At 66.6% G+C, this 12,863-nt stretch carries 5 protein-coding genes and 1 pseudogene; 3 read left to right on the top strand and 3 right to left on the bottom strand.

The window, feature by feature from the left end; genetic code table 11:
- Positions 1–95 precede the first annotated feature (95 nt).
- The 3 genes from ACZ4VW_RS26075 to ACZ4VW_RS26065 all read right to left on the bottom strand — a co-directional run bounded on the left by ACZ4VW_RS26075 (position 96) and on the right by ACZ4VW_RS26065 (position 4,048).
- Positions 96–1,427, bottom strand: coding sequence for a transposase (locus ACZ4VW_RS26075; protein ID WP_467966401.1), 1,332 nt, complete (start codon positions 1,425–1,427; stop codon positions 96–98).
- 300 nt (positions 1,428–1,727) lie between these two features.
- A complete protein-coding gene (locus ACZ4VW_RS26070) occupies positions 1,728–2,282 on the bottom strand; it encodes a transcriptional regulator (RefSeq protein ID WP_467966399.1) in 555 nt (184 codons plus the stop codon).
- An 800-nt stretch (positions 2,283–3,082) separates the two neighbouring features.
- Entirely contained in the window at positions 3,083–4,048 is a 966-nt protein-coding gene (locus ACZ4VW_RS26065) for a 5'-nucleotidase (protein WP_467966397.1), read from the bottom strand.
- A gap of 431 nt (positions 4,049–4,479) precedes the next feature.
- Between ACZ4VW_RS26065 and ACZ4VW_RS26060 the strand changes: the two genes are divergently transcribed.
- The 3 genes and pseudogenes from ACZ4VW_RS26060 to ACZ4VW_RS26050 all read left to right on the top strand — a co-directional run.
- Positions 4,480–9,729 carry an AAA family ATPase gene (locus tag ACZ4VW_RS26060; RefSeq protein WP_467966395.1) on the top strand — a complete coding sequence of 1,750 codons (5,250 nt, stop codon included), beginning with the start codon at positions 4,480–4,482 and terminating at the stop codon, positions 9,727–9,729.
- Positions 9,726–10,928 carry a hypothetical protein gene (locus tag ACZ4VW_RS26055; protein ID WP_467966393.1) on the top strand — a complete coding sequence of 401 codons (1,203 nt, stop codon included), beginning with the start codon at positions 9,726–9,728 and terminating at the stop codon, positions 10,926–10,928. The genes ACZ4VW_RS26060 and ACZ4VW_RS26055 overlap by 4 nt, the downstream gene beginning before the upstream one ends.
- Positions 10,929–11,164: 236 nt before the next feature.
- Positions 11,165–12,706 (top strand): annotated as a pseudogene (locus ACZ4VW_RS26050) (helicase associated domain-containing protein); the annotation flags it as partial.
- Positions 12,707–12,863 lie beyond the last annotated feature (157 nt).

Below are 12,863 nucleotides of genomic sequence, written 5' to 3'. Positions count from 1 at the left end.
CCAGGGGGCTGCGTAGCGGCGGCATTCCCAGCGCACGCCGGTGACGCTGATGACTCTGCGGTCCCTGGCTGGTGGGGCGGGCTGGTCGGGTGGGGTCATGTGGTCTCGTCTTGTTCGTGGCTGGCGGGGTTGGGGATGCTCCATCGGCTGGAGGGGGTGATGCGCCGGGGCATGTAGTTGCTGGGGAGGTCGCCCTGGCCCCGGCTGGTACGAGCGGCACGCAGTTCGGTGACGGCTTGCTTGCGGGTCATCGTTGCCTCGGTGGTGGCGGGGCCGGCGGTGGTGACGGCCCGGAAACGGCGCCGCCGCAGAGCCTCGGCCTTGCGCATGTCGCGGCGCAGTCGGCGGGCGCGCTCGGACCGTGCCTGGTACACCTCGTCGATCTGCTCTTCGGTGGCCTGGTCGGCGAGGTAGGCGGTGCCGTAGTGCCGGTGGGTAGCGGCGTCGAAGACTTCGATCTGCTGTTCGTGGTGGGGCTGGAAGCGGATGCGGACGCGTGTTCCGGTGCGGCCGGTCATCCAGGGGGCCATGTAGTCGCGGCCGCGCCAGCGGATGCCGTGGCCCTGGATGACGCGTTCGGAGCGGTCGGCCTCCAGGAGAAACGCGTGCAGGTCTTGCGGTGGCACTTCCCGTAGCTCGGCGGTGTCGGCGTTCCAGCACTCCAGTGCGGTGACGCCGCCGTAGTCCTGCATCCGGTGCCCGGCGTTGCGGGTCTGGACCCACTCGGCGAACTTCGCGACGAATCCTTCGAAGGTGAGCGGTGGGTCGTTCTCCCCCGACCGTCTGCGGGTGTCGAGTTTCTGCGCGTGGGTGTAGCGGGGCAGGGTGGAGAAGAACATCGATGTTGCCGCGCGGTTGAGGTTCTCGATGCTGCCCTTGAGGTGGGGGGTGTAGGGCGGCAGGACGTCGACCTGGACGGCGAAGGCGCCGAGGGCTTCTTTGACGGCGTTGGACAGGAAGTCTTTGCCGCGGTCGATACGGATGCGTGTGGGCAGTCCGCCGGCGGGTCCATGGGTTTCGTCGGCGAGGATGCAGGCGCGCAGAGCCGCGAGGATCGATCCGCGGTGCGGGTAGTGCGGTGTGACGGCCCAGCCCATGATCATGCCGGTGTGGCAGTCGCAGAACCACGTGACCCATGGCTTGGCCAGGCGGCCGGCGGCGTAGACGACGACGGGGGCCTGTTTGTGGTCGCCTTCCCATTCTTCGTTGCGGGCGGAGGGCGGCCGGCGCAGGTGCGGATCGTGTCCGCGGGAGGCTGGCAGCCCGGCTTTGAGGCCGGCGATGTCGCCGGGTGCCAGGTCGCGTTTGATCGCCCGGTGCAGCGTCGACAGGCTCACCGGCTCCACTCCGGCCTTCGCGGCGTCCTTCGCGAGTTCTTCATGGACGCGTTTGACGTTGCCGCGGTAGTAGGCGAGCAGAATGCGCACGTGGTCGGTGACTTCGAACCGGTCCCGTGGTCGGCGCAAGGGCTCCCCCGCGCGTGCACGGGCGAGGTTGCGCCACACGGTGCGGACGTGGACACCCAATGTGTGAGCGGACAGAGTGACGTGCGCGGTGGTCAGTTCGCCTCGCTCGGCGAGCTGTAGCAGGGCACGGACAGCAGGCCCCATCAGTTCGTCACGTTCGCGCTTGCTGCGGGCCGGGGAGTCTTCGAGGTCTGGAGGCACCGTGGGGACGGCTCTTTCGTGGTGGTCGGACTTGGCGTCTTGAGGGCGATGGCGGGCGGGTCAGGCCCAGAAGCCGAGATGGGTGACGTTCTCGTACTGACGCCAGTCGGAGTCGAAGTCCGAGATGACGTACTGCCATTGCTGGGTCAGCTCACGCAGGTCGCTGCGGGACCAAGCCGCGACGATGGGGTCCCAGCGGTAGATGTTCTTCCGGCGCCACCGGGCCACACGCTGGTGCCTGGGGTCGACCTCGCTCTGGTCGACGGGATAGATCTCCACCCTTGTTCCGCCGTCGCTGTTGAGCCGACGCGTCAGGCTGGGCGCCATGTTGCGGCGCCGCAGCAAACGGAAGGCCTCCTCCAGCCGTAGCTGCTGCTCAGCGCTGGGGGCGCGCTCCTCGGACAGCCATCTGGTGACCTTCCGCCGGTCCAGGCGGATCCCGCTGCGCTGCATCAAGGCGTAGCCGGCGCGAGAACGGGTCAGATACAGCAGGTAGCGCCTGCAGTTGGCCTCGGCCTTCAGGTAGGAATGGGTGATTCCAGCGATCTCGTCGAGAGTCGTGGTGAGGGCTACCGCTGCGGGTACGCCCTGGGCTCCGAGTCGTCCGAACCCCATCTTCGAGTCTCCTGTGCGTGATGTCTTACGTGCGGGCCTCGTAGCGGCGCAGTTGACCCCACGAGGTGCGCCACGCGCTCTCTGTACGCGGCAGGACGCCCGCCGTGTGTGGTGGCCGCCACGACACCCGGGTGGGCGTTTAGAGAGTTCGTGAGCCGTGCCGCAACGTATGCCGGGCGAGGCGCTGTCACGGCAGCTTCAGGTCGTTACACAGACGGAGAATGCCAAACACCCTTCTAACGCCAGAAAGCATTCTTCGACCAAATAGCCGCCAAAGGCCACCATCCGGACCGGACTTGGCCGGCAGAAGCTTGCAGAGCCTTACGTTTGGCGCACTGATTCCTTACGCTTCTCAGCACGAATGAGAGCCGGCCCGACCAGGCACGCGACCTGATTATGGCGCGGACCTGCAGGCAGAGCTGCGAGAAGGCTGAACCCCACCTGCCGGAGCATGGGAAGGCTTCTGTACACACAGAGGCACACATTGCCGCATCACTCCTCGAGCAAAAGAGCACGGGCACCCGGAACCCGTCGCGGCGGCCGGTCACCATACTGCAGGGGTCTGACAACGCCCCGGCCCGAGGGCCGTATACCAGGTCTCAATCGTGGCAGAGTTGTCCTATTTCCGGTTCCCGGCAGGTGCCTACGGCAGCTGAACCGCTGCCGCCAGTCTGCGCGGCTCAGCCTGCCACTCCCCCGCTGACAGGTTCCCCCGCAGGACCGCAGGGGGCCTTCAACGATCTCGACTCTGCCGCCGCTGACCGGGATTCAGGGGTTCCGCCCAGCGCCCCTGGGCCACTTCAGGGGTGAGTAGCGCCTTCGGCCGAACTCGAGTCGGCCGGTTCGTTTATCTTCCCGAACGGCACGTGCACGCTGGGAGTACTGCGCGAGGTGCCGACCAGGTGACTGACCTGGTCGTCGAAGAAGATGTGCGGTCTGAGGATGCTGGTGATCGCACTCTTGTCTATGCCGCCCAGGAAGAAGGCATCGTTGACAGTCACTCCCCAGCCTTTCAGGCTGCGGACAGCTCGTTCATGCGCGGGCGCATTGCGAGCGGTGACGAGAGCAACGTGCACGCGGATCTTGTAATCCGGGTTCTTCACGCGTTGCTCTTCTTCGCGCTGCTGCAGCCGGTTGATGTTGGCGAGGAAGTCCCGCAGGGGTCCCGGGTCGTGCGGTGTGGCGGCGTTCATCGTCTCGTGCGAGCGGAAACCTTCGATCCCGTCGGCCTGGAAGACCTGCTCCGAGGCGTCATCGGCGAGGACTCCGTCGAAGTCGAAGGCGATGCGCAGGTGCCCGTCGTCGTCGTCGTCAACAGCGGCCGGTCCCAGGACGTGGCCGGCAGGCAGGCCCAGAGCGACGGCCTCGCGGACGTCGGTCTCGTTCGCCGAGAGGAAGAGCGACATGTTCAGGGCGGGCATGAACCGGTAGGGCGAGCGTCCCTGCATGAAGATGGCCCGGGTGATAGGCAAGTCGTGCGCCTGGATTGAGCGCATCACCCGCAGTCCGGTGTCGGGGTCGTTGCGTGACAGGACAATGACCTCGACCAAAGGGTCGTCCGCTGCGCTGAGGTCGTTCAGGGACAGCAACCGACGAATGAAGGGGAAGGCGACGCCCTTGGCAAGGATGTCCTCCAGGTGCTCCTCCTGGTAGGCGCGATACGTCTCTTCCCCCTGCTCGCGAAAGACGGCGTCCGCCTCCGCGAGGTCGAACAAGGCACTGGAGGCGATGCCGATGACCAGCCGCTTTCCCAGGTCGTAAGGCACGGCACTCTCCCTTGCATCAATTCGCACATACGTATCATCGATGTTATCGATCACAGCTGGGCTGCGCACGTGGGCCGTGCGGTGGCGCCAGCACTGCCGCTGCGGGCTTGCGAGGTCCCCACACGGCGGGCGCCCCTGGGTCGGCTTCCCAGTCCTCTATGACGGGCTGCAAATGGGGCAGGCCCGTGTGTGGCATGACGCCATTCGCATCGGGTGGCAGCTATCAGGGCGCCGGTCCCACAAACATCTATGCGACGGGGGGCACTGGTGTAGGGCGCGGGCGTGCCTTGGCACTCGGCGCCGGGGCAGTCGTGCATTGACGGCACGTGGACTAGGGCGCGTTGGGCAGCAGCTGCTGAGGTTAAGGTTTGCCCAGACTCATGCCGTGACACTCGGCGCCGGGGTGATCCAAGGGTATGTCGGAGGTAATCATGGACCTGCGTCCGACACACCTTGGTTACGCCTACCAAGATCTGCTTACCGCGCTGCGTCTGGTGGATCTCGCGGTGGGGCGCGCGCGGTCGGTGCTCGTCGACACGAAGATGTTCGCCGGGGACCGGTTCGACGACATTACCTGCGAGTGGGCCGAGGGCAGCCGTGAGCGGCTGCAGATTAAGCACACGACTCACGACCGCGCATTGCCGTTGAAGAGTTTCACCAAGGACCAGCGCAGCCTGCAACTGGACCTCTTGTTCTCCTCAGTCATCCAGGACCTTCAAGCGGACCCCGACACCTCGCACCGCCTTGTAGTACGGGACACGGAGCCGGATGACCCTGATCTGTCCCAGGTCTTGCAGCCGCTCAGCGCGAGTAGCGACCCGGGGCCGGCATTGTCGGGGCTCAACAGCAGGCGCTTTCGGTTCAGTGCCACTGCGCTGCGGGAACACGAGCCGTGGCGTTCGATGCTCGCCGATCTGGATGATGATTTGCTCAGCAGTGCCTGTGCCTCCCTGATTGTGGACACGGGGGTACCGGCATGCTCCCTCAACGTCCGAGAGCCAGGACCGGCCGAGGCTGCGTTGCTGCATCGTGTCAGCGAAGAACTCGGTGCTGGGCGGCCGCCGAACCGGCATCGTGCATCTGAGGACGTAGCCCTAGCCCTCATTGACACCGCTAAGGAGGCTCGCGCCAGAGGAGGGGCGGTGGCCCTCGACCGCCTGTTTCCCCGGCTGGGATTGAACGTCGACTTCGGAGCGGCTCAGGAGGGGCACCCCGTGGACCGTGCCGCGGAGGTGATCCGCCCGACGGTTCTTGCGGACATGACAGCCGTCGTGGACAGCGCGGCCCATACGGGTGGTGTCGTCGTGATGACCGGCGGTCCTGGCATCGGCAAGTCCTGGCTGTGCGAGCAGCTCAGTGAAACACTGCGGGACACCTGGGTCGCCGCGCGGCATCACTGTTGGCTCGGAAGCGATGACGACCGGCTTCGTGATCGTGTGCTGACCGATGTGGTGATCGGCAGCCTTCTGAAGCAGTTGGAGACAGCCGTCCCGGAGGCGGTGGCGCAGGTCAGACCGCGTTATGCGGCCACGGCCGAGACGCTCACGGCGGCAGTCGCTGCGGTGCGCCGTCTGGTTCCAGATCGGCCGATCGCGCTGATCGTGGACGGGATCGACCATGTCAGCCGGGTCCTCGGAAGCGTTGCTGGCAGCGCGTTTCAGCAGCAGTCGGACCCAGCCGCGTCTTTGGTAGAAGAACTCGCTGCTCTCACCCTGCCTCCCGGTGTGGTCCTTGTACTGGCCAGTCAGCCCGGTCCTCATCTCCAAGCCCTGGACGACCGTGCGGAACGCCTGATGGTCCCGCCTCTCAGACGGGGGGAACTGCATGCGTTGGCGGATCGGCTGGGCGTCTTGTCGGCCCTGTCGGAATCCGCCTCAGAGCAGGCATCTGCTGAGCTTGCAGAGGCCGCTGTCTGCCTGATCGAGGAGCGCTCACGGGGGAATGCCCTCTATGCCACGTACCTGTGTCGCCAGGCGGTGGGGCCGACGGCCGTCTTGGCATCGCTGTCGGCTCCGGACGTCGCTGGGGACCCCCTGGAACGTCTGCGCGCGGTCCCGTCCTCGGCACAGGACCTTGACCACTACTACGACTACCTTTTCAAAGGCCTTACCAACGAGCAGCGGCAGGCCGTGAGCATGCTAGCCATCTGCGACTTCGCCGTAACCGCGCAGGAGCTGGGAGAGATCTTCCCACTGCCTGGGATGATGCTCGGCGCTGCGCTGACCAGCGTGGCGCCGATTGTCGCGCAGCAGCCGGGGATCGGCGGACTGAAGATCCACCATGAGAGTTTCAGCCGCTTCATCCGAAAGATCGACAGCAATCAGGACTGGGCCGATCTTGTCCGGTCACAGGCTGCCGCCTGGCTCGACAGGCGTGGGTTTTTCACGGACCCCCGGGCGTTCCGGCACCTGCCCGAGCTTCTGTCCGCCTTGGGCCGGGACGACGAACTGGCCGTGCTCGTAGGTCCCGATTTCCTCTCCCGCGCGATCGCCGGCCTGCAACCCCCGCAGGCCATCGTCCACACGCTGACTGTCGCCGCGCGCCGAGCGGCTGACCGCACCGACTGGCCCACGTTGATTCGCTGCATCGAACTCAGCCGGGCCCGGGCGACCTACGAGCAGGAGGGCCTGCCGGGATCCCTCGTCCCGTACGCCGATGTCTTGGTGACGCTGTGCGGAGCCGATCGGGTGGCAGCGAGCCTGATGTATGAGGGCGAGGCAACCATGATGGCCCGGTGGGGGCTGCAGTTGTGCGCGGCTGTCGATCGTGCGGGCTTGGCAGCACCCTGGGAGGCGTATCTGGCGGCCTGGGACAAGGAACGTGACGATCACGTCCGCTACGGCTCTGACAGCGACGATGCTGTGTTCCTCGCGGAGCTGCGCGGTCAGATCCGGCAGCCACGCCGGAACACAGACAGCGACGCCGCGCCGCTCCCGGTCGCGCAGCGAGTGGCGAAGTTCCTTGACCAGGAGCGCCTGAGGCCTGTTGAGCGTGCCCTGGGTGTGCTGCTGGATTGCCTGGGACACGAGCCGCTGATGGCGAGCGTAGAGCTCATTGAGCGCCCCGACCGGCGTGCGGCTGTTCTGCTGTGTCTCGCCGACGCCCGTGACAGCACTTCAGGAGAGCTACCTTCGGCGCGCAATCTAGCCACAGCGGCCTGGGCAAGTGGGCCTTGTGACCCGCGGCGTCTGCTCCGTCACGGCGTGCCGGTGACGGACCTAGCGCAGGACGTCTTCTCCGGCGGCGGCATCACCGACGTCCTTGAAGAGGCCACGCGAGAGGTGCTGACCGATCACGCCGGTGATCTGCCGGCACCGGTGAGCAGGTGGCTGTCGCTGCTTGCCGTGGCTCATGCCTCCGACCCACAGGCTGCCGCTCGCCTGCAACCGCTCTGCGAAGGTGTCGGTTTCTACCGCGCCTGGCTGCGCTTCGCCCTGGCCACCCTGGGCCTGCGCCACGATGTCGAGGCGGGCAGAATCCCCGCCGAGACGGCTTCTTTGACCGCCCGTGTGGCGCTCGAGCAGCTGGCCCAGAACAATCAGCCATTTACCGGCCGGCCGAAGGCCAGCGACCTCGGTGCCATTCACCAACTCGTGCGGCAGGTTCTGCACGATGCCGTGGCCGTACTCCAGGGCAAGGAGGTGGCGCTGGGCATCACGTCCTTGCAAGCCATCAGCCATGGAACCACCACCTCCCTCATGGGCATGGCCGGCAGCGGACCTCTCATCACGACGGAGCTGCTGTCTCTGCTCGCCGAGAGTGTCGGCCAGGCTGGAGCCGATGTAGTGCACGAGCTCATGGACACCCTGCGCGCAGCTCAAGCGGACCGCCGGGCTTTGTATGCGGAGGATGCGGACTTCGAGCTGGAGATGGCCCGCGTGAGTCTCGCCTGCGGCGACCCCAGAGCAGCGCAGGAGTGCTGGGACCGCGCCGCCCGGTTCATGGGTGCCTATGGCGGTCACAAGGACGCCACGGTCGAGGAGCTGCTGGATCCTCTGCCCCAGCTCCTTCAGGCCGAGCCGGCCCAGGCCCGTGAAAGACTGGCGCGCACGCAACCTCTCGCCTATCTCGTCGCCCACTGCACCGACGGCCGGGGCACCAACGGAATCCCCCATGAGTGGTGGCGGTTCCTCGCCCAACTGGACCCACAGGCTGCCGCCCAGCTAGGAGCCCACGTGCTGCTGGCCGAACCAGGGCTGCCCGATGCCCGGGTAGAAGCGGCCCATCTTCAGCTGCTTGTCACACAGGCCAACACCGCCGACCCCGTCGTCCTGACTGCGCTGCGCATCGCCGCCGGTCCCGGTGGCCGGAGTGTTGACGCAGACATCGCCCTGCTCGACAGGCTCACAAACTTGCCGAGCGACGATGCGGCCCGGACACAGCAACTCTTGCCGGTAATGGCCAACGCGATCACCTCCACCTACGACGACCAGGCGCTGATCTACACCTCACGCGGCGCTGGGGACTCGCCCACCACGGCACTGACCGCAGCAGCACAGCAATGCGGTGGCGAGGGCGGCCCGCTATGGTCGCCGAAGCCCGCCACCGCCAAGACCTCACGTGCTTGGTCCGAGCCCAAAGGGCGCTACGCCACAGGCGTCTACCTGCACGCGCAGCAACGTCCCACGCTTGCCGAAGGTGCTGCCGGTGTGCTGGCAGCAGTCCGTGACTACAACGACAAGCCCTACGACGCTCCCCCGGGTGCCCGGTGGTCACAAGAGAGCCTGGCCAACGCGGTCGGGTGGAGGTTGTTGGAGGTCATCGACCGACACGGCGCCGACGCGGCCACCCGACTCCTGCACCGGATCGCTGAGGAACTGAGCCCGATCAAGCCGCGCGAGCTCTTGGCCGACATCGCCACTGGGCTCCGTCTGCGCCAAGAGGCTGCCTCCGACACCCTCGGCCCACTCGCCGCAACGGCCGGCGTGCTCGCATTCACCACGATGCGGGGAGGAGGCGGCTGGCGTTCCTTCGCAGGCAAAGAGCGGCTGGATCTCTGGCAGCAGGCGCACTCGGCGGAGACCGCCGTCGCAGCCAACCTCCTCGCCGACCAGGTGGCACGCGCCGTCGCCGACGCCTCATACAGCCGAACAATTGGCGTCAGTCAAGCGCTGGTCTCCGCCTTCGCCGCACAAGCCCCACTTGACCGGCCGCCAGCCGTCGATGCGCTCGCCTGCTGGGACGCTGCCTACGAAGTCATCGCTCATCGCCTGCCGGGCGACGCTCACCTTGGTGACGGTGCCTACCAGCCGAACCAAGAGCCGGCCACACAGCACGACATCGACACCGCGCTGTGCACTCTTGCCATGGCCACCATCGCCCTGCCCGAACGCGGCGACAGACGACGCGCCCTGATCGCAGCGACAGTGCTGCTGGCGAGCCGCCCCAGCCAAGCCCAGACCGCACTCGCGCACGTGCTTTCCTTCTCCCTCGGCGCCGGGCCACTCACCTGGCTTATGTCCGTCGTGCAAGACCATCTGCCACCAGGATCCTTGAATGGAGCACTCCTCGACCAGCTCGTGGCCTTGTGCAGCAGCGACATGCTGTCCGTCCGAGTAGGAGCTGCCGAGATCCTTACGCGCGCCGGACACGAACCTCCCTCACCCCCCGCAACGCCAGCCCACCCAACACTCACACACGCCATAACCGCCGCTATTTCTCGCACCGAGGGTCACCGATGACGGACTTCCAAGAGGCAGCGACCGAGATCGTCGAGCACCATTTGGAAACCCGTCTCGCCGCCGCAGGCAATCCTGTGGGGCTAAGAGAGACCGTCATCGACCTCGTTACCGAGGCGTTGCCTAAACACGTGGAATCGCTGATGGGTCAACAACTGGATTCGCTTACTCATCCGAGCAGAACACAGTGGCCCGACGCCTACCTTGCCGATGAAAGCGCCACCGAAGACGCACTTCAGCAAGCTGCGGCAGGGCTACGTGCCGCATTCGCTCAAGCCGGACACATGGGCAGTAAGGCACAAGTTTTTGAACGCAATGCTGCCGCACGACTGCGCGACGATCCACGGGCGGCACTGCGAGCGGAGCTGGCCCGCGTGCCACGGCCCCTCATCCGCCCCGAAGTACTAGCCTGGTCGCTCGATCCTGCACCGTGGTTCAGTGACAGCCGACAGGAGCAAAGGCCCTGGCCACCTCTTGGGCTTGCTTCCGTCGCGGGCAAGCGATGCCTGCCGGGAGGCGCCATGGCTCTCGCCCGCGTGCCCAATGGCCCTCATACGGGTTGGGTGCAGATCGGCCTGATCGAGCGGCAGCACACTCCAGCGCGCCGGTATCCGAACGAGCCCGCCCGCCAGATACAGATCGTCGTCGGAATGGAAGCTTCCGCGGCTGACGCGCCGGCCGGCTCGCTGCCTGTCTGCAGGGCTCCCTGGCAACTGTGGACACGCCCGCTGCGACACCGGGCAATGGCAGCCTCGTTCGTCGAAGTGAAAGCGGCAGCCGAGCTCATCATGGCCACCGACCAGCCCCTCGTAGCTCTGACCGATGCCAGCAACACTTCCCTGGTCGAGGCGCCCCTCCCTTCACAAGGCTTGGGCCTGCCTCACTACGTCCTCGCACCAACTGCCCCCGTCGTGGCGCTCCTCGGCCTCGAACCCACAGCAGGGATCTGTGGCTTCAGCCTTAGCGACGCACGAGGGGAAGCGCTCATCGGCCGCCAATGGCACGGCCACCTCGTCCACGACGGGAACTACAAGCCCCTGCTGCCCGCGATCGAGGGAGCAGATCTACTGATCCGCCCCGACCTGTTCACCCTTCTCCACAACACCATCAGCGCCGCACGCTGCCGGGTCGGCCTCGGCGTTTTTTACATGCCGACGGACGAAACCGACGACACCATCGAGAGAGATCGAAGCAGCCATTAACCATTGGCGCATGATGGGTTGCACGTTCCGCACGTCCGGCCTGTGCAGTCATCTCAGAGCCGATCCATAGGAAGTGTCAGCACCATGTCATGGGGTGATACCACCTCACGTCAGTGCCGACTGCCATGCGGTGCCACTCACGCCTCCGTCATCTTCGCTGCTCAAGCTGTCAGCACCAGAGCCCTACGCTGACACTTAGATGACATTTCTCTAGTGGCGCTAAGGAGGCACCTCACATGTGGGCGGCGTGGCTGTGCGGCGACCACCTGGTGTCCGAGCGGCGCGAGGTCCTGCGCCAGTTCGCAGGCGGGATCGATGCGGCGGGCCGTCGGATCCACCGCGCCTTCCTGGCGAGCTGCCGCGTGCTCGGGGAGGGCGTGGACATCACCGGCGAGCGAGGTGTGGAGGCCGTGTGCTTCGCCGACACCCGCGGCTCCCAGGTGGAGGTCGTGCAGAACATCGGCCGCGCGCTGAGGCTTAACCGCGACGGCTCCACGAAGATCGCGCGGATCATCGTGCCGGTGTTTCTGGAGCCCGGTGAAGATCCCACCGACATGATTGCCAGTGCCAGTTACAAACCGCTCGTGGCCGTCCTCCAGGGGTTGCGCTCGCACGATGAGCGCCTGGTCGAGCAGCTCGCTTCTCGCGCGCTCAGCAGCGGTAGGCGCAAGGCCCACCTCCAGCGCGACGAAGAGGGGCGGATCATCGGCGCCGGCGGCGAGGGCCACGGTGAGAACGACGACGCCTGGGCTGTGCTGCTGCGCTTCTCCACGCCCCGGGATGCGGCCACCATCGCCGCGTTCCTGCGCACCCGGGTGTACCGGCCGGAGTCCCTGGTCTGGCTGGAGGGCTATCAAGCCCTTCTCCACTGGCGGACCGAGAAGCAGATCACCGGCGTGTACGCCGTTCCCTACGACACCGAGGTCGAGGTGGGCGTGACAAAGGGTTTTCCGCTTGGCCGGTGGGTGCATCAGCAGCGGAAGGCGCTGCGGGCGGGTGAGTTGGAGGAGCGGCGCAAGACGCTGCTGGACGCCCCGGAAGCCGGGATGGTGTGGGAACCCGGCGAAGAAGCCTGGGAGAACAAACTCGCCGCGCTCCGGTCCTACCGGCGGGCCACCGGGCATCTCGCGCCGCGTCAGGACGCAGTGTGGGGCGAGGGAGAGTCGGTGGTGCCCGTCGGCCAGCACATGGCCAACCTGCGCCGCAAAGGCGGCCTCGGCAAGGACGCGGAGCGGGCCGCCGCACGCGCGGAGCAGTTGGCCGCAGTCGACGAGGACTGGAACTGCCCCTGGCCTCTGAACTGGCAGCGGCACTACCGCCACCTCGCCCACCTCGCCGACGACGAGCCGGGCGGGATGCTGCCCGACATCGCACCCGGCGTGACGTTCGACGGCGACGACATCGGCCGATGGCTCCAACGACAGAAGCAGCCGGGCACCTGGAAGCAGCTGACGAACGAACAGCAGGAACGGCTGTCAAGACTGGGCGTACAACCCGCCCAGGCCCCGTCTCCCGCCTCGGCGGCTCCGCCTTCGGCGAAGGGCCCGAGGAAGGCGCAGCAGGCGTTCCAGCGCGGACTGGTCGCCATGGCGCAGTGGGTGGAGCGGGAAGGCGTGGACCGGCCCGTACCACGCGGACACAGCGAGACCATCGCCCTCGACGGGGAGCCGGTCACGGTGCGACTCGGCGTATGGATCACCAACACGAAAACGAGAAGGGACCGGCTCACCCCAGAGCAACTCGACGCACTACAGAAGCTCGGCGCGCAATGGGCGTGAGTACGCGTTTCCTCAGCCCCGTATCAGCAGGTCAGGAGGCATGAGTTCTGAGCGGGGATGTTGGGAAGGCGTTCGGGGAGCGGTCACGGTGACCGTTTGCCGAACGGGAGTCGCTGCTGCTGGTGCGTACTAGGTCATTTGGGCCCGCGTCCGCCGG

The organism is Streptomyces sp. NPDC029139, from assembly GCF_055564335.1.
Note: the sequence above shows the minus strand (reverse complement) of the source record. Positions and strands in the feature narration are given on the sequence as shown.